The sequence below is a fragment of the Candidatus Sodalis sp. SoCistrobi genome (assembly GCF_900143145.1).
Taxonomy (GTDB): Bacteria; Pseudomonadota; Gammaproteobacteria; order Enterobacterales; family Enterobacteriaceae; genus SoCistrobi.
In genome coordinates this window covers 1-21,484 of the sequence record NZ_FRDB01000005.1, presented here as the reverse complement: position 1 = coordinate 21,484, position 21,484 = coordinate 1, and the positions used below count along the sequence as shown (strand labels likewise).

Genomic DNA, 21,484 nt, shown 5'->3' with positions numbered 1-21,484 from the left:
GGGCAGCGTTTCGGCTGCCGCGAAAACGCCCCGGAACTGCGGGTTCGGCTTTCAAATATCTGTGGTAAAGCTCAGCTAGCGTTTCGACTGCGGCGAAAACGCCCCGGCGCCGCGGGTGCTTACTTCACCACGCGCAATGATGGCCGGCCACCGCCGCGCGGCGGCGTGGGCGGCTCGTCCTCGGGGTCGTCAGCCTGTGCATTATCCGGCCGGTCGCCATCGATCACCGACATGACGGTTTCCGGCGCCGGTTCTCTAGCGCTGTCGTCGTCCGCCACGGCCAGCTGCTCGTAGGCCACTTCGGGCTCGAACATGGTGCCGGCGCCGTTTTCGCGCGCGTAAATAGCCAACACGGCCGCCATCGGCACGACTACCTGCCGCGGTACACCGCCAAAGCGGGCATTGAACTGCACGTCGTCGTTGCCCAGCGCCAGATTTGCTACGGCGCGCGGCGCAATATTCAGCACGATTTGCCCGTCGCGGGCAAATTCCATCGGCACCATCACGCCATCCACGGTGACATCCACCACCAGATGCGGCGTCAGCTGATTATCAAGCAGCCATTCGTAAAAAGCCCGCAACAGATAAGGTCGGCGCGGCGAGAGCTGAGTCACCTCCATCCCATTACCCCCGCGTCTGCAGGCGCATTTCGCGCTCGGCTTCGGTCAGCGAGGCCAGGAAGGCATCGCGTTCAAATACGCGCGTCATATACCCTTTCAGCTCCTTGGCGCCCACGCCGGCCAGTTCAATACCCAGCTGCGGTAAACGCCACAGCAGCGGCGCCAGGTAGCAATCAACCAGGCTGAACTCTTCGCTCATGAAGAACGGCGCTTCGTTGAACACCGGCGCCACCGCCAGCAGTTCCTCGCGCAGCTGACGGCGGGCGTTGTCCGCTTCGCCGCCGCTGCTTTGCTCGATTTTGCGCATCAGCGTATACCAATCGTTCTCGATGCGGTGCATCATCAGGCGGCTGGTACCACGCGCCACCGGATAAACCGGCATCAGCGGCGGATGAGGAAACCGTTCATCCAGGTATTCCATGATAATGCGGGATTCGTAAAGCGTCAGCTCGCGATCAACCAGCGTCGGCACGGTGCGGTAAGGGTTAAGGTCAATCAGGTCCTGCGGCAGATTATCCATCTCAACCTGCTCAATTTCGACACTCACCCCTTTTTCCGCCAGCACGATGCGCACTTGATGGCTGAAAATGTCGGTCGTGCCGGAAAACAGCGTCATCACCGAACGTTTGTTGGCAGCGACAGCCATGAAAACCTCCAAGTTTATTGAGAAAATACCGCGAATAACCCTAACCCAGGGTTATTTTCCTGATTTGTCCGCCGTTGACCCGTAGCCACTTTGCCCGCTGCAACCGGAGCCGGAAAGCTTGCAGCCGGTAAACAAAACGCCAGCCAAGTAAACAGGCATATAAGCGTTGGCTAGTTTATCAGATTTTGCCTGTTTTGTGGGGCACGATATGGCAAATCAGCGTGAATAACTGGCTGCGGTTGATATTCCAGGCGGGTCAGGACGCGATAAATAAAAAAGCCCGGACGGGTCCCGGGCTTTTTGTTGCAGTGAATACTGCGAAATTAACGTTTGGAGAACTGCGGACGACGGCGTGCTTTACGCAGACCGACTTTCTTACGTTCAACCTGACGGGCGTCACGAGTAACGAAACCGGCTTTGCGCAGATCGGCGCGCAGCGTTTCGTCATATTCCATCAGCGCACGGGTAATACCGTGGCGAATGGCGCCTGCCTGACCGGAGATGCCGCCACCCTTAACGGTGATGTACAGATCCAGTTTACCCACCATGTCGACCAGTTCCAGCGGCTGACGAACCACCATGCGGGCGGTTTCACGACCGAAGTACTGATCCAGACTACGCTGGTTAATAACGATGTTGCCGCTGCCCGCCTTAACGAAGACGCGAGCGGAAGAACTTTTGCGGCGACCAGTGCCGTAATATTGATTTTCAGCCATTGCCTATAATCCCGATTAATTGTCCAGAACTTGCGGTTGCTGTGCCGCGTGGTTGTGCTCGGTACCGGCGTAAACTTTCAGTTTACGGAACATAGCACGACCCAGCGGGCCTTTTGGCAGCATGCCTTTAACCGCGATTTCAATCACACGCTCAGGGCGGCGGGCAATCATCTCTTCAAAGGTCGCTTGTTTGATACCACCGACGTGACCGGTGTAATGATAGTAAATCTTGTCGTTACGCTTGTTGCCGGTAACGGCCACTTTGTCAGCGTTCAAAACGATAAGATAATCACCAGTATCCACATGCGGCGTATATTCCGCTTTATGCTTGCCGCGCAGACGACGAGCCAGTTCGGTAGCAAGACGGCCAAGGGTTTTCCCTTCGGCGTCGACAACATACCAGTCACGTTTGACCGTTTCCGGCTTTGCTGTAAAAGTTTTCATTAAAAGCTTACCCAATTTAAGTTACACGTTGGTGAACACCCAAACGCTTCAATGAACAGTTATGAGGCTCACACGGCTTTCAGTCCAGCAAACCTACCCCTTCGAGTAGCCGTTGCTGGCGCAATTGAAGTTTTGGGAAAAAACCTCAATGTAACGTGGGGTCGCAAGATTATAGAGAAGTCGACCGCAAAGATCGACCCTTTTTTACGCCATCAGGGCTGATGCGCCAGCCTGAGACGCCTTGCTAAGGCTGATGCGCCAGTCTCAGATACTCCTCGCTCTGCATCTCCTGCAAACGCGACAGGCAGCGCTGATACTCAAAGCGCAGCAGCTGCCCCTGATATAACGCCGACATCGGCACGCTGGCGCCGACCACCAGCTTGACGTGGCGTTCGTAGAACTCATCCACCAGCGCCAAAAAGCGGCGGGCGGTATTCTCCTGATCGCCGCCCATCGGCTGCACATTATGCAGCAGAACGCTGTGAAAGCGTTCGGAGAGCACGATATAGTCGTTTTGGCTGCGCGCGCCGCCGCATAATTCGGCGAAATCCAACGCCACCACGCCATCGGTCACGCCTAAAGTCGGCAGCGGGCGATGATTGACTTCCAGCGCCGGCGCATCGCCGTCCAGGGCGAGGTGTTTCCCCGCCAGCGCGCTGAACATCCGCGCCATCGCCCGGTCGGTCTCGTTACCGAGGGGGGTGAGCCACAAATTGGCCTGCGTCAGGGTGCGCAGGCGGTAATCAATGCCGGCATCCACATTCATGACCGCGCAGTGGCGTTTGATAAGTTCAATGGCCGGCAGAAAACGCGCGCGCTGCAGGCCGTTGCGGTAAAGGTCGTCCGGTGGAATATTGGAGGTGGCCACCAGCGTGATTCCGCGCGCAAACAGCGCCTGCATCAGGGTGCCAAGCAGCATCGCGTCGGTAATATCGGTCACGAAGAACTCGTCGAAACAGAGCACGTCGGTTTCGGCCTTAAAGCCGTCGGCAATGATCTCCAGCGGATCCTGGTGGCCCTGCAGACGGGTCATCTCCTCATGCACCCGCAGCATAAAGCGGTGGAAATGCAGCCGCAGTTTACGCTCACCGGGCAGGCTGCGGTAAAATAAATCCATCAGCCAGGTCTTGCCTCTGCCCACCCCGCCCCACATATATAAACCCGGGACCGGTTCGTCGGTTGCGCACTCGCTTTTGCCCAGCCGGCCGAGCAGGCCCGATGGGGCGCTGGCGGCGGTTTGCGCCGCGCTCAACTGCTGGTGAATGTGGTCCAAACGGGCGATGGCGGCGGCCTGGACGTCATCGGGTTGATATTCCCCTTGCGCCAGCATCTGCTGATAAAGGGACAACGGCGAAGTGGCTTGCATGTGGCTGACGTTCCCTGAATGAAAATGAAAGGTTAAAAAAAAGCGCGTGCCGCACATCCTAAACAGCGGCGCGGTCGAACACAATAGCCCGGCGCCCCGGCTGGTAACCCGTCGTCACACTCTCCGGTTCCACTGATGGCGCGTTAGCGGTTATAGTGAAGCTAGCTGTGTAGTAAACCCTACGGGACAACGAAGTCAAAAATAGGAGTCATTATGACCTGGGAATATGCGCTGATCGGATTGGTGGTGGGCATTATCATCGGTGCGGTCGCCATGCGTTTCGGTAACCGTAAGCTGCGTCAGCAGCAAACGCTTCAGCACGAGCTGGAGAAAAGCAAAGCCGAGCTGGACGAGTATCGTCAAGAGCTGACCAGCCATTTCGCCCGCAGCGCAGAATTGCTGGACAATATGGCCGACGATTACCGTCAGCTCTATCAACATATGGCCAAGAGCTCTAATAGCCTACTGCCGGATCAGCGCAGCGAGGATAATCCGTTCCGCTATCGCATCACCGAGGCGGAAGCGGACAACGATCAAATTCCGGCGGAAATGCAACCGCGGGATTACCCGGAAAGCGCCAGCGGCTTACTGCGCACGACGCGTGGCCTGCGCAAATAGCGTCCCCAACCCGTGGGTGCGCCGGCGCCCCCACGGGCTGAACTTTTCCCCGCCCGGCAGGGTCATAGTGGCGATTATGATGCCGTCACCGGGTGCCTGGACCAGGGTATCTGATACGAAAACGAGCGAGTTAAGGTTACAATGAAAACGACACCACTCTTCAGCGCACTGGCACTCAGCATCGGGCTGAGCCTGATTCCCTTTGCGGCGTCGCGGGCGGCGCTGCCGGCCGAAGTGGCGGGGCAATCCATGCCAAGCCTGGCGCCCATGCTGACTAAAGTTCTGCCAGCGGTAGTAAGCGTTCACGTCGAAGGCTCCCAGCAGGTCCGACGTCCCGCGCTGCCCAAGGAGTTCAAATACTTCTTCGGGCCCGACACCCCGGGGGGCACCGCTGGAACGCGCCCGTTTGAAGGGTTGGGTTCGGGGGTCATCATCAACGCCGCGAAAGGCTATGTGATCACCAACAATCATGTGGTCAACGGCGCGGATAAGATCAAAGTGCAGCTTAATGACGGCCGTGAGTTCGATGCCAAACTGGTCGGGCACGATGAGCAGACCGATCTGGCGCTATTGCAGCTGCCGGCGCCGAAAAACCTCAGCGAGGTGACCATGGCCGACTCCGATACCCTGAAAGTCGGCGATTTTGCCATCGCGGTGGGCAACCCATTCGGTCTCGGCCAGACCGCCACGTCCGGGATTGTTTCCGCGCTGGGCCGCAGCGGCCTCAATCTGGAAGGCCTGGAAAACTTCATCCAGACCGACGCGTCCATTAACCGCGGCAATTCCGGCGGCGCGCTGGTCAATCTCAACGGCGAGCTGATTGGTATCAATACTGCCATTCTGGCGCCGGGGGGCGGTAACATCGGTATCGGTTTCGCTATCCCCAGCAATATCGTCAAAAACTTGAGTCAGCAATTAATTGAATTTGGCGAAGTCAAACGTGGCCAATTGGGCATCAAGGGCACCGAGCTGACCGCCGATATTGCCAAAGCCTTCAATACCGATGCTCAGCGTGGCGCCTTCGTCAGCGAAGTGCTGCCGAATTCCGCCGCCGCCAAGGCCGGTATCAAAGCCGGCGATATCATTGTTTCGGTGGAAGGCAAGCCGATTCTGAGTTTCGCCGAACTGCGGGTCAAGGTCGGGACTACCGCACCCGGTAAAACCGTCAAGCTTGGCCTGCTGCGCGACGGCAAGCCGCAAACGGCCTCGGTGGTTCTGGATGACAGTTCATCCGCCACCACCAGCGAAGAGATCCTCACCCCGGCGCTGCAGGGGGCTTCCCTCAGCAATGGTCAGTCGAAAGACGGCACCAAGGGCGCTAAGGTGGAAGAGGTGGTAAAAGACTCCCCCGCCGCCGCAATCGGTCTGCAAAAAGGCGATGTGATCGTCGCTCTGAACCTTGAATCGGTACAAAGCGTCGCGCAGCTACGCAAAGTGCTGGAGGCCAAACCGACGGTGATGGCGCTGAAAATCGTGCGCGGCGACGAGAGGATTTTCCTGTTATTGCGCTAAGCATTTAAAAAAACGGACGCCGGCGCTGCGGTGTCCGTTTAACTCGTGCTATCCTGCCGCTATTTTCCACTACCCCTGCGAGTCTCATGCTCCTAAAGTTGCTTCGTGCCGTGATAATCGGTTTCATTGTCGCAGCCCTGCTGCTGGTACTGGTGCCTACGCTTCGCTCCACGACCGGCCAGTTATTGCACCCCGCCGATAATAGCGATAGCGAACAGCCCGTCAGTTACAATCAGGGAGTACGCCGCGCCGCGCCGGCGGTGGTGTATGTCTATAACCGCAGCATGAACAGCAGCGCCCATAATCAGCTGGAAATCCGCACGCTGGGTTCCGGCGTGATTATGAATCAGAAAGGCTATTTGCTGACCAACAAGCATGTCATTAACGACGCCGAGCAGATCATCGTCGCGCTGCAGGATGGCCGGGTATTTGAAGCGCTGCTGGTCGGTTCGGACAGCCTGACCGATCTGGCGGTACTGAAAATTGATGCCAGCAACCTGCCGGTGATCCCTATCAATCCCAACCGTCAGCCTCACATCGGCGACGTGGTGATGGCGATCGGCAACCCCTATAATTTGGGACAGACCATTACCCAGGGCATTATCAGCGCCACCGGCCGCATTGGTCTGAGTCCATCCGGGCGGCAAAATTTCCTGCAGACCGACGCGTCCATCAATCACGGCAACTCCGGCGGGGCGCTGATTAACACGTTGGGTGAGTTGGTGGGCATCAATACCCTGTCGTTCGATAAGAGCAACAACGGCGAGACGCCGGAAGGCATCGGTTTTGCCATTCCCACCGCGCTGGCCACCAAGGTGATGAACAAGCTGATTCGCGATGGTCGGGTGATCCGCGGTTATATCGGTATCGGCGGCCGTGAAGTGGCGCCGATGCATAACGGCGGCGGCCTCGATCGTATACAGGGGATCATCGTCAACGAAGTGACCCCCGGCGGCCCGGCGGCGCAAGCCGGCATTCAGGTTGAGGATGTGATCCTGAGCGTCAATCACAAGCCGGCCATCTCCGCCATTGAAACGATGGATCAGGTGGCGGAAATTCGTCCCGGCTCACGCATTCCGGTAGAGATCCTGCGCAACGGCAAGAAATTGACGGTGGAAGTCACTATCCAGGAATACCCGGCCTCGAATTAACCTGCCGTGTCCGCGACAGTGCCGTTATGGCTGCGGCAGGGCATAGTGGCAGGTAAAGCGCTCGGCCCGCTGGCACACGGCGGCAGCATAGGGCGAGCGGCAGAAGGTAGCATGGCGGACGACAAGCGGCTTACGGCCGTGCCGGCCGCTAAACCACCAAGACCGACCCGGCGAGCGTGACATTAAGCCACTAAGGCCGCCCCGGCGAGCGAGACATCAAGCCACCAAAGCCGCACCGGCGAGCAAGACATCAAGCCACCAAGACCGCCCCGGCCAGTAAGATATCAAGCCACCAAGGCCGCCCCGGCGAGCGAGACGCCAAACCGCAGCGCGCGCCCCCGTGAGCAAAGCGGCAGCGCGGCTTTATTCGCCGCTGATCCGTTCGATATTGGCGCCCATACGCCGCAATTTTTCCTCGATGCAGTCGTAACCGCGATCGATATGATAAATGCGGTCCACCACCGTTACGCCCTCGGCGATACAGCCGGCCAGCACCAGGCTGGCGGAGGCGCGCAGATCGGTCGCCATCACCTGTGCGCCCGACAGCGTCTCAACCCCGTGGCAAATAACGGTGTTACTTTCGATTTCCGCGTGTGCCCCCATCCGAATCAGTTCGGGGACGTGCATGAAACGGTTTTCAAAAATGGTCTCGGTTATTACGCCGGTCCCGTCGGCTACCAGATTAAGCAGACTGAACTGCGCCTGCATATCGGTGGGAAAACCGGGATGCGGGGCGGTGCGCACCGTAACCGCTTTCGGACGCTGACCGTGCATATCCAGGCTTATCCAGTCGTCGCCGACGGCGATATCCGCGCCCGCTTCGCGCAGCTTGGCCAGTACGGCATCCAGTGTATCGGGGCGGGTGGCGTGACACACCACGCGACCACGAGAGATAGCCGCCGCCACCAGAAAAGTGCCGGTTTCAATGCGATCGGGCAGTACGCGATAGACGCCGCCGCCGAGACGCTCAACCCCTTCTACGGTAATTTTATCGGTACCGGCGCCGCTAATTTTCGCGCCGAGCGTGATAAGGAAATTGGCGGTGTCGACAATCTCCGGCTCGCGGGCGGCGTTTTCAATGATGGTCGTGCCGGTCGCCAATGTCGCGGCGCTCATAATCGTTACCGTGGCGCCGACGCTGACTTTATCCATAACGATATGCGCACCGCGCAAACGGCCGTCCACCGAGGCTTTGACGTAGCCTTCTTCCAGCTTGATGGTGGCGCCCAAATGCTCCAGGCCGCTGATATGCAAATCCACGGGACGCGCGCCGATGGCGCAGCCGCCCGGTAATGAGACCTGCCCCTGGCCGAAACGCGCCACCAGCGGCCCCAGCGCCCAAATCGACGCACGCATGGTTTTCACCAGCTCATAGGGCGCGCAGTAAACGTTAACGTTGCTGGCGTCCACATGCACCGACCCATTCCGTTCAACTCTGGCGCCGAGCTGGCCGAGCAGTTTCATGGTGGTGTCGATATCTTTTAGCTTGGGAACGTTCTGTATCTCAACCGGTTCTTCCGCCAGCAACGCGGCGAAGAGAATCGGCAAGGCGGCATTTTTGGCGCCCGAAATGGTGACCTCGCCGCTTAACCGGGTAGGACCCTGGACACGAAATTTATCCATTACGACTGCTCTCTGTATTTAACGGGAAGGCTGTTGGCCGCCAGGGTCAACATTTAAAAACCGTTCAGCTTGCGATCGCGCTGCCACTCGTCGGGGGTGTAGGCTTTGATCGATAAGGCGTGGATGCGGTTATCGGAAATATACTCCATCAGCGGCGCATATATCGTCTGCTGTTTTTTTACCCGGCTCATGCCGGCGAACTGCTCACTGACCGCAATAACCTGAAAATGGCTGCCGTCGCCGCTTACGTGGGCTTCGTCCAACGCCAGGGCTTTCATCAGCACCGCTTTGATTTCACTTGTTTCCATATAAATTCTGTCTTTTCAGGGTCGGGAATCAGACCGCTATCTTAGAGGAATCCGCCGCGCTCGGGAACAGGCAAAGCAATTAACCGCGATTCTTTACGTCGCCCCGCCCGGGATCACTATGACGGTAGACAAGGCAGCGGAGAGACGCCGCGACGACCTGTTAAAGCATCGTGCGCGACGTTTGCCAAAAAAGCAGGGATGATAACGGTACGTGTGATGCCGGCGGAGTGATACGTCAGCCTGTCATCGCAGCATGCGAGGCGCCGCAGTGACAGCCTGTCACCGCAGGGTGCGAGGGCGCCACGGTGACGCGATAGCCTGTCATCGCAGCATGCGAGGCGCCGCAGTGACAGCCTGTCACCGCAGGGTGCGAGACGCCACGGCGACGCGACAGCCTGTCAACGTAGCGTGCGAGGCGCCACAGTGACAGCCTGTCATCGCAGCATGCGACGCGCCACAGTGACGCGACAGCCTGTCAATGCAGCATGCGAGGCGCCGCAGTGATGGGTCAGGCGCCCACAGCCGGCGTGCAGGGCAGGATCGCCTGCAGTTTGTACAGCGCGATAAGCGTACGCAGCCTATCGGTGACGCCGGTAAGCGCAAGCACAGCGCCCCGCTGCTGCTGATAATGATAAAAATGCAGCATCAGCGCCACCCCGGCGGAATCGACGCGCCGCAGGTCGGAGACATCCAGGAAACGGACACCGTCAAGCAACGGCTGCCGTTGCTGCCAGAGTGTTAGCAGCGTGTCGCGATCCAGCTCTCCTTGCAGGATTAACGTTTGCCCCTGCGTACGCCAGCTCAGTCCCTCAGCCATTGCGCTGCTTATCCAGAGTAATCGGCGTCCTGGCGGCGGCCTGCAATTGCTGAGTCAGCCCGTCGATGCCCTTGGTGCGCAGCGTGGAAGCCCACTCGTTTTGCTTGGTGGTAATCATACTGACCCCTTCGGCTATCATGTCGTAGGCCTGCCAGTTGCCAGAGACGCTGTTTTTACGCCACTGGAAATCAAGGCGCACCGGCGGCCGGCCGCCCTGGTCGATAATTGTCACGCGAATAGCCACAATCGTGGCATCACCGAACGGTTTTTCCGGCGCGATTTGGTAGGTCTGGTTGCTGTAAAGCGCCAGCGCCTGTGGCCGTAAGCCTGTTCCAGATAGTCCTGGAACGCTTTGAAATAGGCGTCGCGCTGCGCCGGCGTCGCCTCCCGGTAATAGCGCCCCAGCACCAGCGCGCCGGCGTATTTCACCTGCACATAGGGGAGCAGCTCTTCACGCACGACGGTGCGCAGATAATTGGGATCCTGATGGATTTTGCCCTGTTCATTCTTCAGGCGGGTAAAAGTTTTGCTCGCCGCATCATTCATTAAACGATAAGGGTTGGTCTGATCGGCAGCCTGTGTCAGCGGCGCAATCGCCAGCAGCGCCACTATGAATAAACGTTTAAGCATGCATTTCTCCTGTTAGGGTTGCGCCGCCGCGCCTGGCGGGGCGGGACAACCGGGTGGCGACGCTGACGACAAACGCGCATCGCCCGGTATCAATGATAAGGCGACGGCCGGCGGTAAAACCTATCCGACCGCGGGGAGAACGCTACTGCGCGACCGCACCGCCGTTGCTGCGACTCTGGCCGGCGCCGGACCCGCTGCCGTTATCAGCGCCGTTGGTCTGGCCCGCGCCGGAGCCATTGTTGCTATTGGCGCCGTTGGTCTGGCCGGAGCCATTGCCGCCATCAGAGCCGTTGGTCTGGCCCGTGCCGGACCCGCTGCCGTTATCAGCACCGTTGGTCTGGCCTGAGCCATTGCCGTTATCGGCGCCGTTAGTCTTGTCCGCGCCGGCGGTATTGTTGTCGCCGCTGCCGCTTTTGTAGAGGAACTGACCAATCAGATCCTCCAGCACAATGGCCGACTTGGTATCCTGGATAACACCGCCGTCTTTCAGGATCGAGGTGCCCATTTCTGGATCATCGAAACCGATATTCAGCGCCAGATACTGTTCCCCCAACAGGCCCGAGGTACGGATCGCCAGGGAACTGGTATCGGGTATATGATTATAGGTCTGTTCGATGTCCATGGTGACTTTCGGCGTATAGGTTTTAGGATCGAGGGTAATATCCGCGACCGGCCGATAACCACCCCGCCGACCCGCACCGGCGAGCGCACTTTAAGACCGCCGATATTGTCGAAAGAAGCGCTGATCCGATAAGTTGCCGCATTACTCATCGAACGGATATCCGCCACTTTCAAACAAAGAAACACGATGGCGCAAAGGGCGATAATCATAAACGCGCCGACCCAGATTTCACTTTTTTTGGTTTGCATTCACTCAGTTCCCAAACATCAGTGCCGTCAGCACAAAATCCAATCCCAACACCGCCAGCGAAGCGTGCACCACCGTGCGAGTGGTTGCGCGGCTTATCCCCTCAGAGGTCGGGATTGCGTCGTAACCATTAAACAGCGCAATCCAGGTGACGGTGATAGCGAAAACCACACTCTTGATGACACAGTTTACCAAATCTTGCCGCCAGTCCACGGCGCCCTGCATTGCGGACCAGAAGAAGCCGCTGTCGATTCCTTTCCATTCGACACCGACCACGGCGCCGCCCCAGATGCCGACCGCAACGAAAATCGCCGTCAGCAGCGGCATACTGATAACGCCGGCCCAAAAACGCGGCGCCACTATCCGGCGCAGCGGGTCCACCGCCATCATCTCCAGGCTGGAAAGCTGCTCGGTGGCCTTCATCAAGCCTATTTCGGCGGTAAGCGCCGAGCCCGCCCGGCCGGCAAACAGCAGCGCGGTCACCACCGGCCCCAGCTCGCGCAGTAGCGACAGCGCGACCAGCATGCCCAGGCTGGATTCCGCGCTGTAGGTGGTGAGAATGATGTAACCCTGCAATCCCAGCACCATGCCGATAAACAGGCCGGACACCATAATAATCACCAGCGATAATACACCGACGCCGTACAGTTGTTTGACCAGCAGCGGCCATTGTTCGCGCAGCGCCGGTTTGCCTATCAGCGCATTAAACAGCATGACACCGGCCCGGCCAAAACCGTGGCAGATGTTGATCCCCCGGCGTCCGAAGGACGCAATTGCTTCTCGTACCATGACTAAGGTTAACTCCCTGCGCCCAATAGCTGGGTCTGATAATCTTCGGCGGGAACGTTAAAGGGAACAGGCCCATCGGCAATACCGTCGAGAAATTGCCTCACCCGCGAGTCCTGATTGTCACGCAGGCTGGCCGGCGTCCCTTCCGCCACGACATGCTGCTCGGCCACGATATAGGCGTAATCGGCGATGCTCAAGACCTCCGGCACGTCATGCGACACCACGATACAGGTAACGCCCAGCGCATGATTCAGCTCGTCAATGAGCTTGACCAGCACCCCCATGGTGATCGGGTCTTGTCCCACAAACGGCTCATCGAACATAATCAGCTCGGGATCCAATGCGATAGGCCGGGCCAGCGCCGCACGGCGCGCCATACCACCGGACAGCTCGGCCGGCATCAGCGATGCCGCCCCGCGCAACCCCACCGCCTCAAGCTTCATCAGCACCGTGCTGCGCAGCACCGGCTCCGGCAAACGCGTATGCCGCCGCAGCGGGAACGCCACATTCTCGAAGACGTTAATGTCGGTAAACAGCGCACCGGACTGGAAAAGCATGCTGATTTTTTTTCGCACCTCATAGAGCCGGCGGCGCGACAAGGTGGGTATATTGTCGCCGTCTACCCAAATTTCGCCGCTGTCCGGCGGCAACTGGCCGCCGATGAGGCGCAGCAGCGTTGTTTTACCGATGCCCGACGGTCCCATGATCGCCGTTACTTTACCGCGCGGAAACTGCATGCTGATATTATCGAAAATAACGCGATCGCCCCGACGAAAGCTTAATCCGCGAATCTCGACCAGGTTGTCGCTCTGGTTCATAGTTGACTGCCCTTTTCTTCCTACACCCACGGTCTGCAGTGATGATAGTAAAGCAAGCAGACCATTTCATCGAACTTTTCTCGACCAATCAGGCCCGTCGCCGCGGATAACTTTATCGTCGCGTTTTACTTTTAGCCGTTAGACGGTCAAAATTAATGCCAGTTTGCGTTTATTGTCCGCCTTTCGTCTCCCTTTAAGGGCTATGATGCGCCAACGGAACAGGTTTTTGCTCAAGCCAAGGATTTATCATGCTTTTTGCCACGTCATTATGCATTATTGGCCTCATTCTATTGGTTTATGGCGCGGACAGATTGGTCTATAGTGCGGCCGTGTTAAGCCGCTCGCTCGGCGTTGCGCCCTGGCTCATCGGCTGTACCATCGTCTCCTTCGGCACCTCGCTGCCGGAATTGCTGGTGTCGGTTACCGCCGCGCTTAACAACCAGACTGACATGGCGGTCGGCAACATCCTGGGTTCCAACATTATCAACATCATGCTGATCGTCGGCGGCGCGGCGCTTATCCGCCCGGTCACCTTCCGCTCCGAGATCGTGCGGCGCGAGCTGCCGCTCTTGCTGCTGATTACCCTGTTGTGCGGCTTGCTGCTGGCGGACCACAGTCTGGGCAGGCTGGACGGCGTCCTGCTACTGGCGGCGGCGGCGGGCTATTTAATGATTATTGTGACCATCTCCCGGCTGGCGCTGCGCGAGGGCAGCGACACGCTAACCCGCGAACAACTGGCGGAGCTGCCGCAGGATAGCAACAATACCGTCGCCGTCCTGTGGCTGGTGCTGGCATTTATTATTCTGCCTATCTCGGCGCGGATGGTGATCGATAATGCCAGCGTGCTGGCGCGCTATTTCGGCCTGAGCGATCTGGTGGTCGGCCTGACGGTGCTGGCGATCGGCACCAGCCTGCCGGAGCTGGCGACGCTTGTCGCCGGCGCGCTCAAGGGAGAAAATGATATTGCGCTGGGGAATGTTATTGGCTCCAATATCTTCAATAGTGTTATTGTGCTGGGCGTTCCCGCGCTGCTCTCCCCCGGCCCGTTCAATCCCGCTGCTTTTGCCCGCGATTATTGGGTCATGCTGGCGGCGAGCGTGATCCTCGCCGCCCTGTGCCTGCGCAAACGGCGCCGGATAAATCGTCTGTCGGGGGCCTTGCTGGTGTGTGGGTTCATCGCCTATCTCGCGGTGCTATTAATCTAGCTCCCTGCGCCGCGAATAATCAGGATATGTTTATGTCGCAGAATACATTAGCGCCGGTCTTTGACTTTATCGCCGCCGGCAAGGGAGTTCTCGCTATTGAGCGGGCGGGTCTGGCGCAGCTGGATCAATATATTAACAACGATTTTCGCCGCGCCTGCGAAGCGCTGTTTCGCTGCGCCGGCAAAGTGGTGGTGATGGGCATGGGCAAATCCGGCCATATCGGCCGCAAGCTGGCCGCCACTTTCGCCAGTACTGGTACGCCGGCGTTTTTTGTCCATCCCGGCGAGGCCAGCCATGGCGATTTGGGCATGGTGTCGCCGCAGGATATCGTTATCGCGCTGTCGAACTCCGGCGAATCCCACGAGATCCTGGCGTTGATTCCGGTGCTCAAACGTCTGCACATCCCCCTCATCTGCCTGACCGGCAAACCGGAAAGTACGATGGGGAAAGCGGCGGAAATTCATTTGTGCGTACATGTGCCGGAAGAAGCCTGCCCGCTGGGCCTGGCGCCGACCGCTAGCACTACCGCCGCGCTGGTCATGGGCGACGCGCTGGCGGTGGCGCTGCTGCGGGCGCGGGGCTTTACCGCCGAGGATTTCGCCTTATCCCATCCGGGCGGCGCATTAGGACGCAAACTGCTGCTGCGCGTAAGCGATATCATGCACAGCGGCGATGAAATGCCGCTGACCGCCCGCACGGCCTCGCTGCGCGATGCGCTGCTGGAGATTACCCGCAAAAACCTCGGCATGACGGTGATTTGCGATGCGCACAACGTCATCGTCGGGATTTTTACCGATGGCGATTTGCGGCGGGTGTTCGATATGGACATTGACCTCAAAGAGGCGCGTATCGCCGATGTCATGACCCCGGGCGGCGTACGCGTCGCGCCCGACATCCTGGCGGTGGAAGCGCTTAATCTCATGCAGGCGCGCCACATCACTTCGCTGCTGGTGGCGCAAGATGACCATCTATTAGGTGTCGTGCATATGCATGATATGCTACGCGCCGGCGTGATATAACAAGGAACAACGTCATGCAACAGACCCCCACCGTCGACACATGCTACGGGCCGGTAGCGCTGCAGGTGCTGGCAAGCGCCCGGCTTATCCGTCTGTTGATTTGCGATGTGGATGGCGTCATGTCCGACGGCCTGATTTATATGGGCAATCATGGTGAAGAGCTTAAAGCGTTCAACGTGCGCGATGGCTACGGCATTCGCTGCCTGCTGACATCAGGCATTGAGGTCGCTATTATTACCGGCCGCTCGGCCAGGCTGCTGGAGGACCGCTGCGCCACGCTTGGCATTACGCATCTTTACCAGGGGCAATCGGATAAGACTTTGGCCTTTAGAGCGCTTCTGAGTAAACTTAAGTTAACGGCGGAACAGGTCGCCTACGTGGGCGACGACCTGATTGATGCCCCGGTCATGGACCAGGTCGGCCTGAGCGTGGCGGTGGCGGATGCGCACCCGCTATTGCGGCCCAGGGCCGATTACGTTACCCGCATTGCCGGCGGTCGCGGCGCGGTGCGGGAAGTTTGCGACCTGCTGCTGCTGGCACAGGGAAAGCTGGAGGATGCCAAAGGGCAGTCGGTATGAGCAAGACAACGCGTTGGACCACGGCGCTGCTGGGATTATTGGTGTTGGTGCTTATCGGCTGGAACCTGGCGGATACCGACACGTCGCCGGCCCAGACGCCGGTGAACACCGGCGAGCCCACCTATCAGAGCGAATATACCACCACGGTGGTTTATAACCCGGCGGGGGGGCTCAATTACAAGCTGGTGGCCGATCACGTGAATCATTTCGCCGAGCAGCAGATCACCTGGTTTACCCGGCCGGTCGCCACTACGTTCGATGAGAGCAAAGTGCCGACCTGGACGGTGAAGGCCGATAAGGCCAAATTGACCCAGGACAAGATGCTTTACCTGTATGGCCATGTTCAGGTGGACAGCCTGAACGATGCCTCACAGCTTAAACGCATAACAACAGATAACGCGGTGGTTAACCTGGTCACGCAGGACGTCTCCTCGGATGATGAGGTAACCTTATATGGTACCGGCTTTAACTCCACCGGCATGAAGATGCGCGGCAATCTGCGCAACAAGACCGCCGAGTTGATTGAAAAGGTTAAGACCTCTTATGAAATCCAGAATTCACAACGTACGCCCTAGCCTGCTTCTGGCCGGCGGCTTAATGCTGGCCAGTGCGCAGGCGCAGGCGCTGACCAGCGACAACCAGCAGCCGATTCATATCGACTCCGCGCAGCAGGCGGTGGATATGGCGACCAATACCGTAACCCTTACCGGTGATGTGGTGGTCAAGCGCGGTTCAATCGATATTCGCGCCGATAAGGTGGTCATCACTCGTCCCGACGGCAAGGACGGTAACGAAGTCGTGGAAGGTTACGGCAATCCGGTCACCTTCTATCAGTTGCAGGACGATGGCAAGCCGGTACGCGGTCATTCGCAGAAGGTGCGCTACGAAACCGCCAACGATCTGATTATCTTGACGGGCAATGCCTATCTGGAGCAGTTGGACAGCAACGTGAAAGGCGATCGCATAACCTATCTGGTCAAGAAACAGCAGATGGAGGCGTTCAGCGACAAAGGCAAACGGGTCACCACCGTACTGGTACCGGCGCAGCTGCAGGATAAAAGCGGCGCCAAGGCGCCGGCGAAATCGGCCAAATAATCGGGTATAAGATCCATGGCAACATTAATCGCAGAAAATTTGGCTAAAGCCTATAAAGGGCGCCGCGTGGTGGAAGACGTCAGCCTGAAGGTAAGCTCTGGCGAAATTGTGGGATTGCTGGGGCCTAACGGGGCGGGCAAAACCACCACGTTCTACATGGTAGTAGGCATCATCCCGCGCGACGCCGGGCGTATTGTCATCGATGATGACGATATCAGCCTCCTGCCGCTGCATACCCGCGCCCGCCGCGGAATTGGCTACCTGCCGCAGGAAGCCTCGATCTTCCGCCGCCTGAGCGTATTCGACAACCTGATGGCGGTGTTGCAAATCCGCCATGATCTCACCCGCGAACAGCGCAACGACCGCGCAAAAGAGCTGATGGAAGAGTTTCATATCAACCATCTGCGCGACAACCTCGGCCAGTCATTGTCCGGCGGTGAACGACGCCGGGTAGAAATCGCCCGGGCGCTGGCCGCCAATCCTAAATTTATCCTGCTTGACGAACCCTTCGCCGGCGTCGATCCGATTTCGGTCATCGATATCAAAAAAATCATCGAACATTTGCGCGACAGCGGCCTTGGCGTGCTTATCACCGACCATAACGTGCGTGAGACGCTCGACGTGTGCGAACGGGCCTATATCGTCAGCCAGGGCAAGCTCATCGCCCACGGCTCCCCGGCCGACGTCATGCTCGACGAGCAGGTCAAACGGGTTTATCTGGGCGAAGAGTTCCGCCTCTGATATGGTGGCGTTATTGCCGTGGTTCGTGAGGATAGTTGACGCATTTTATGAAGCAAGGTTTACAACTCAGGCTGAGTCAGCAGTTAGCCATGACCCCGCAGCTGCAACAGGCTATCCGTCTGTTGCAATTGTCCACGCTTGAACTCCAGCAGGAAATTCAGACGGCGCTGGAAAATAACCCCTTGCTTGAACAGGCCGATTTACATGACGAGGTCGACGCACACGACGCGCCCGACAGCGAATCGCTCGACACCCGCGAGGCGATGGAACAAAAGGACATGCCGGAAGAGCTGCCGCTGGACGCCACCTGGGACGAGATGTATTCCGCCGGGACGCCCTCTGGAACCGGTACCGACTATCGCGACGAAGAATTACCCGTCTATCAGGGTGAAACCACCCAGACCCTGCAGGACTACCTCATGTGGCAGGTAGAGCTTACTCCTTTCTCCGATACCGATAGGGCGATCGCCACCTCCATCGTCGACGCCGTGGACGACACCGGCTATCTGACGGTGCCGCTGGATGATATTCTCGACAGCATCGGCGACGAAAACGTCACCCTGGACGAGGTGGAAGCGGTACTAAAACGCATCCAGCGCTTCGATCCGGTCGGCGTGGCGGCACGCGATCTGCGCGACTGCCTGCTGATTCAGCTCTCGCAGTTCGCGGCCGATTTGCCTTATCTCACCGAGGCGCGGCTTATCGTCAGCGATTATCTCAGCCTGCTGGGCAGCCATGATTTCCGCACCCTGCTACGTTCGACTAAGCTGAAAGAGGATGTCCTGAAACCGGCCATGGCGCTGATTCAGTCGCTGGATCCGCGTCCGGGGCAGTCCATCAACACCGGCGAGTCGCAATACGTGATCCCCGACGTGCTGGTGCGCAAACTGCAAAGCCGCTGGGTGGTGGAGCTCAATACCGACAGCATTCCCGCGCTGCGCATCAATCAGCAGTACGCGGCCCTGGGCAGCAACACCCGCAACGATGCGGATGGTCAGTTTATCCGCAGCCATTTGCAAGAGGCGCGCTGGTTGATTAAAAGTCTGGAAAGCCGCAACGAAACGCTGCTTAAAGTGACGCGCTGTATTGTCGAGCGGCAGATGGCGTTTTTTGAACAGGGGGAAGAGTTTATGCGGCCGATGGTGCTGGCGGACATCGCCCAGGCGGTGGATATGCACGAGTCCACGATCTCGCGCGTCACCACCCAGAAATATCTGCACAGCCCACGCGGCATCTTTGAACTGAAATATTTTTTCTCAAGCCACGTCAATACCGAAGGGGGAGGCGAAGCATCCTCAACGGCTATCCGCGCGCTGGTGAAAAAATTAATCGCCGCGGAAAACCCGGCGAAGCCGCTTAGCGACAGTAAGCTCACCGACCTGCTTTCCGAGCAGGGTATCATGGTGGCGCGGCGTACCGTAGCGAAGTACCGAGAGTCTTTATCCATCCCGCCGTCGAACCAGCGAAAACAATTGGTTTGACCTCTACAGAGAAGGAAGACACTATGCAGCTGAACATTACCGGACAGCATGTTGACATCACCGACGCCTTACGGGAATTTGTAACGACAAAATTCTCGAAGCTGGAACAGTTCTTCGATCGCATCAATCAGGTTTATATTGTCCTGAAGGTCGAGAAAGTTCAGAAGATTGCCGAAGCGACGGTGCACCTCAACGGCGGTGAGCTGCACGCGACTGCGGAAGCGGATGATATGTATGCCGCCATCGATTTGTTGATCGATAAACTCACGCGGCAGTTGAACAAGCATAAAGAGAAGCTGAAACAATATTAATTTAACCGTAGCCGACAACGCTACCTAAACCTGACATCTGCTCGTTATCCCTACGGTAACGGGCCGATGAGTCTTAAAGGTTAACCAGCGCCTAAGTGACCCGAAATGACGAACGATACAGCAATGCAAATCGATTCAGTGTTAAACATTGAATGTACCCGCAGCGACGTTCACTGCCAGAGCAAGAAAAGAGCGCTGGAAATTATCAGCGAACTGGCGGCGAAACAACTTAACCTGGCGCCGCAAGTGGTGTTTGACGCCGTATTGACGCGCGAGCGCATGGGCAGTACCGGTATTGGCAATGGCATCGCCATTCCCCATGGTAAGCTGGAAGAAGACACGCTGCGCGCGGTCGGGGTCTTCATCCGGCTTGAACAGCCGATAGCGTTTGACGCCATCGATAATCAGCCCGTGGACCTGCTGTTCGCGCTATTGGTGCCGGCAGAGCAGTGCAAAGTCCATTTGCACACGCTGTCGCTGGTGGCCAAGCGGCTGGCGGATAAAACCGTCTGCCGCCGTTTGCGCGCCGCGCAAAGCGATGAGGAGCTGTATCAAATCATGACCGAAACGGAAGACGGCGACTGACGCCGCGGCGCCGTCCTGGAAGCGGGATAGGTTGGGCGAGGCATGGCCGCATCGCCAGAGGATGAATAAGCAAGGCAGAGGGGTGTATCGTCATGGTGCTGATGATAGTCAGCGGTCGATCAGGTTCAGGTAAATCCGTTGCGCTGCGCGCGCTGGAGGACATGGGCTTTTACTGCGTTGATAACCTGCCGGTGGTGCTGCTGCCGCAGCTGGCCAGCACGCTGGCGGCGAGCAATATCTCCGCTGCGGTGAGCATTGACGTGCGCAATATGCCCGAATCGCCGGAGATTTTTGAACAGGCCATGGATAACCTGCCGCAGGCCTTTGCCCCGCAGTTGCTGTTTCTGGACGCCGATCGCAATACCCTCATCCGCCGCTACAGTGACACCCGCCGGCTGCACCCGCTCTCAGCCCGCAACCTGTCGCTGGAAAGCGCCATCGATGAAGAGGACTCGCTGCTTGAGCCGCTGCGCTCGCGCGCCGATCTGGTGATCGACACGTCGGAGATGTCGGTACATGAACTGGCCGAGATGCTACGTACCCGCCTGTTGGGCAAGCGCGAGCGGGAACTGACCATGGTGTTTGAATCCTTCGGCTACAAGCACGGCATTCCCATCGACGCCGATTACGTGTTCGACGTGCGTTTTCTGCCCAATCCGCATTGGGATCCCAAGCTCAGACCGATGACCGGCCTGGATCGCCCCGTGGCGGCGTTTTTGGATCGCCATACCGAAGTCCATAATTTTATCTATCAGACCCGCAGCTATCTGGAGCTGTGGCTACCGATGCTGGAAACCAATAACCGCAGTTATCTCACGGTGGCGATAGGCTGCACCGGCGGTAAACACCGTTCGGTGTATATCGCCGAACAGCTGGCGGACTATTTTCGCTCTCGCGGCAAGAATGTTCAGTCCCGCCACCGCACTCTGGAAAAACGCAAATCATGACGGTCAAACAAACGGTAGAGATTAAAAACCGTCTGGGTATGCATGCCCGGCCGGCAATGAAGCTGTTTGAACTGGTACAAAGTTTCGATGCCGAAGTGATGCTGCGTAACGACAGCGGTACCGAGGCGGAGGCCAGCAGCGTGATCGGTTTGCTGATGCTGGATTCCGCCAAAGGGCGGATGATCGAAGTCGAGGCCACCGGGCCGGACGAGGTCGCGGCGCTGGCGGCGGTGATCGAACTGTTTAACGCTGGCTTCGACGAAGACTGATGCCTTCGCCTTGAGCTTCATGTATTGGCGTTGGGCGTTGCATTAAGTCTACTTTTTTTTTCATATTGATTCACTATTTTTAATTCCCCCTTTCTTATTCTGCTTCTTGTTTTGGCCTTGAACTTGGTTATTATTTCAATCCCAGTCCGAGGTAATAATAACATTTATAAGATATAAGCCTTGCCGCTTCTAGGCTGTATTGAATAACCCCGAGTTTATTAGAGAGTAATTTTGGCAATACTACGCCGCTTCCTCTGATGCTAATTGCAAAGCGTAATAGTTCATTTCGGCTTCAGTAGGAGGGATGTAACCCAGCCGCCCGAGCAG

24 protein-coding genes and 2 pseudogenes are annotated in these 21,484 nt (G+C 57.9%); 14 read left to right on the top strand and 12 right to left on the bottom strand.

Features of this window, described 5'->3' with window-relative positions:
• Positions 1-119: 119 nt before the first annotated feature.
• The 5 genes from sspB to zapE form a co-directional block, all read right to left on the bottom strand.
• The gene (gene sspB, locus CINSTRO3249_RS01005) at positions 120-620 is read right to left on the bottom strand and encodes a ClpXP protease specificity-enhancing factor (protein WP_074011801.1); all 501 of its coding nucleotides are present in this window, start codon (positions 618-620) and stop codon (positions 120-122) included.
• A gap of 4 nt (positions 621-624) precedes the next feature.
• Complete coding sequence (gene sspA, locus CINSTRO3249_RS01000) at positions 625-1,266, bottom strand: stringent starvation protein SspA (protein ID WP_074011800.1); 642 nt, start codon at positions 1,264-1,266, stop codon at positions 625-627.
• A 323-nt stretch (positions 1,267-1,589) separates the two neighbouring features.
• The gene (gene rpsI, locus CINSTRO3249_RS00995; protein WP_011410081.1) at positions 1,590-1,982 is read right to left on the bottom strand and encodes a 30S ribosomal protein S9; all 393 of its coding nucleotides are present in this window, start codon (positions 1,980-1,982) and stop codon (positions 1,590-1,592) included.
• Between the two features lie 15 nt (positions 1,983-1,997).
• Positions 1,998-2,426: a 50S ribosomal protein L13 gene (gene rplM, locus CINSTRO3249_RS00990; protein ID WP_074011799.1), complete on the bottom strand. Its 429-nt coding sequence runs from the start codon at positions 2,424-2,426 to the stop codon at positions 1,998-2,000.
• Positions 2,427-2,670: 244 nt separating this feature from the next.
• The gene (gene zapE, locus CINSTRO3249_RS00985; protein ID WP_074011817.1) at positions 2,671-3,792 is read right to left on the bottom strand and encodes a cell division protein ZapE; all 1,122 of its coding nucleotides are present in this window, start codon (positions 3,790-3,792) and stop codon (positions 2,671-2,673) included.
• Between the two features lie 213 nt (positions 3,793-4,005).
• On the opposite strand from zapE, the gene zapG reads away from it, so the two are divergent.
• The 3 genes from zapG (at position 4,006) to degS (ending at position 7,073) form a co-directional block, all read left to right on the top strand.
• Complete coding sequence (zapG, locus tag CINSTRO3249_RS00980) at positions 4,006-4,410, top strand: Z-ring associated protein ZapG (RefSeq protein ID WP_074011798.1); 405 nt, start codon at positions 4,006-4,008, stop codon at positions 4,408-4,410.
• A 141-nt stretch (positions 4,411-4,551) separates the two neighbouring features.
• Positions 4,552-5,922 (top strand): serine endoprotease DegQ, encoded by a 1,371-nt coding sequence (degQ, locus tag CINSTRO3249_RS00975; protein WP_074011797.1) that lies wholly within the window; start codon positions 4,552-4,554, stop codon positions 5,920-5,922.
• Between the two features lie 86 nt (positions 5,923-6,008).
• Entirely contained in the window at positions 6,009-7,073 is a 1,065-nt protein-coding gene (gene degS, locus CINSTRO3249_RS00970) for an outer membrane-stress sensor serine endopeptidase DegS (RefSeq protein WP_074011796.1), read from the top strand.
• A gap of 363 nt (positions 7,074-7,436) precedes the next feature.
• Here the strand turns inward: degS and murA are convergent, their stop codons facing one another.
• The 7 genes and pseudogenes from murA to mlaF form a co-directional block, all read right to left on the bottom strand.
• Positions 7,437-8,696 carry a UDP-N-acetylglucosamine 1-carboxyvinyltransferase gene (murA, locus tag CINSTRO3249_RS00965; protein WP_074011795.1) on the bottom strand — a complete coding sequence of 420 codons (1,260 nt, stop codon included), beginning with the start codon at positions 8,694-8,696 and terminating at the stop codon, positions 7,437-7,439.
• 53 nt (positions 8,697-8,749) lie between these two features.
• Positions 8,750-9,004: a BolA family iron metabolism protein IbaG gene (ibaG, locus tag CINSTRO3249_RS00960; RefSeq protein ID WP_074011794.1), complete on the bottom strand. Its 255-nt coding sequence runs from the start codon at positions 9,002-9,004 to the stop codon at positions 8,750-8,752.
• A 508-nt stretch (positions 9,005-9,512) separates the two neighbouring features.
• On the bottom strand, positions 9,513-9,821 hold the full coding sequence (mlaB, locus tag CINSTRO3249_RS00955; RefSeq protein WP_074011793.1) for a lipid asymmetry maintenance protein MlaB: 309 nt from the start codon (positions 9,819-9,821) through the stop codon (positions 9,513-9,515).
• A pseudogene (mlaC, locus tag CINSTRO3249_RS00950) lies at positions 9,814-10,451 on the bottom strand (phospholipid-binding protein MlaC). Before mlaC ends, mlaB begins: the two are co-directional and overlap by 8 nt.
• A 373-nt stretch (positions 10,452-10,824) precedes the next feature.
• Positions 10,825-11,321, bottom strand: a pseudogene (mlaD, locus tag CINSTRO3249_RS00945) (outer membrane lipid asymmetry maintenance protein MlaD); the annotation flags it as partial.
• A gap of 4 nt (positions 11,322-11,325) precedes the next feature.
• Positions 11,326-12,108 carry a lipid asymmetry maintenance ABC transporter permease subunit MlaE gene (gene mlaE, locus CINSTRO3249_RS00940; RefSeq protein WP_074011792.1) on the bottom strand — a complete coding sequence of 261 codons (783 nt, stop codon included), beginning with the start codon at positions 12,106-12,108 and terminating at the stop codon, positions 11,326-11,328.
• A gap of 8 nt (positions 12,109-12,116) precedes the next feature.
• Positions 12,117-12,926 (bottom strand): phospholipid ABC transporter ATP-binding protein MlaF, encoded by an 810-nt coding sequence (mlaF, locus tag CINSTRO3249_RS00935; protein WP_074011791.1) that lies wholly within the window; start codon positions 12,924-12,926, stop codon positions 12,117-12,119.
• 248 nt (positions 12,927-13,174) lie between these two features.
• Here mlaF and CINSTRO3249_RS00930 point away from each other — a divergent pair, with 248 nt between their 5' ends.
• From CINSTRO3249_RS00930 to npr, 11 genes are all read left to right on the top strand, one after another.
• The gene (locus tag CINSTRO3249_RS00930; protein ID WP_074011790.1) at positions 13,175-14,131 is read left to right on the top strand and encodes a calcium/sodium antiporter; all 957 of its coding nucleotides are present in this window, start codon (positions 13,175-13,177) and stop codon (positions 14,129-14,131) included.
• 32 nt (positions 14,132-14,163) lie between these two features.
• Positions 14,164-15,150, top strand: coding sequence for an arabinose-5-phosphate isomerase KdsD (kdsD, locus tag CINSTRO3249_RS00925; RefSeq protein ID WP_074011789.1), 987 nt, complete (start codon positions 14,164-14,166; stop codon positions 15,148-15,150).
• Between the two features lie 14 nt (positions 15,151-15,164).
• Positions 15,165-15,728 carry a 3-deoxy-manno-octulosonate-8-phosphatase KdsC gene (kdsC, locus tag CINSTRO3249_RS00920; RefSeq protein WP_074011788.1) on the top strand — a complete coding sequence of 188 codons (564 nt, stop codon included), beginning with the start codon at positions 15,165-15,167 and terminating at the stop codon, positions 15,726-15,728.
• Positions 15,725-16,303 carry an LPS export ABC transporter periplasmic protein LptC gene (gene lptC / locus CINSTRO3249_RS00915; RefSeq protein ID WP_074011787.1) on the top strand — a complete coding sequence of 193 codons (579 nt, stop codon included), beginning with the start codon at positions 15,725-15,727 and terminating at the stop codon, positions 16,301-16,303. Before kdsC ends, lptC begins: the two co-directional genes overlap by 4 nt.
• Positions 16,272-16,823, top strand: a complete 552-nt coding sequence (gene lptA / locus CINSTRO3249_RS00910) for a lipopolysaccharide ABC transporter substrate-binding protein LptA (protein ID WP_074011786.1) — start codon at positions 16,272-16,274, stop codon at positions 16,821-16,823. Before lptC ends, lptA begins: the two co-directional genes overlap by 32 nt.
• Positions 16,824-16,838: 15 nt before the next feature.
• Positions 16,839-17,564, top strand: coding sequence for an LPS export ABC transporter ATP-binding protein (gene lptB / locus CINSTRO3249_RS00905; protein ID WP_074011785.1), 726 nt, complete (start codon positions 16,839-16,841; stop codon positions 17,562-17,564).
• Positions 17,565-17,611: 47 nt separating this feature from the next.
• On the top strand, positions 17,612-19,045 hold the full coding sequence (gene rpoN, locus CINSTRO3249_RS00900; protein ID WP_074011784.1) for an RNA polymerase factor sigma-54: 1,434 nt from the start codon (positions 17,612-17,614) through the stop codon (positions 19,043-19,045).
• Between the two features lie 23 nt (positions 19,046-19,068).
• Complete coding sequence (gene hpf, locus CINSTRO3249_RS00895) at positions 19,069-19,356, top strand: ribosome hibernation promoting factor (protein WP_011410062.1); 288 nt, start codon at positions 19,069-19,071, stop codon at positions 19,354-19,356.
• A 105-nt stretch (positions 19,357-19,461) separates the two neighbouring features.
• Positions 19,462-19,941, top strand: a complete 480-nt coding sequence (gene ptsN / locus CINSTRO3249_RS00890; protein WP_074011783.1) for a PTS IIA-like nitrogen regulatory protein PtsN — start codon at positions 19,462-19,464, stop codon at positions 19,939-19,941.
• A gap of 92 nt (positions 19,942-20,033) precedes the next feature.
• Positions 20,034-20,888 (top strand): RNase adapter RapZ, encoded by an 855-nt coding sequence (gene rapZ, locus CINSTRO3249_RS00885; protein ID WP_074011782.1) that lies wholly within the window; start codon positions 20,034-20,036, stop codon positions 20,886-20,888.
• Positions 20,885-21,157: a PTS phosphocarrier protein NPr gene (gene npr / locus CINSTRO3249_RS00880; RefSeq protein ID WP_011410059.1), complete on the top strand. Its 273-nt coding sequence runs from the start codon at positions 20,885-20,887 to the stop codon at positions 21,155-21,157. The genes rapZ and npr overlap by 4 nt, the downstream gene beginning before the upstream one ends.
• Positions 21,158-21,484 lie beyond the last annotated feature (327 nt).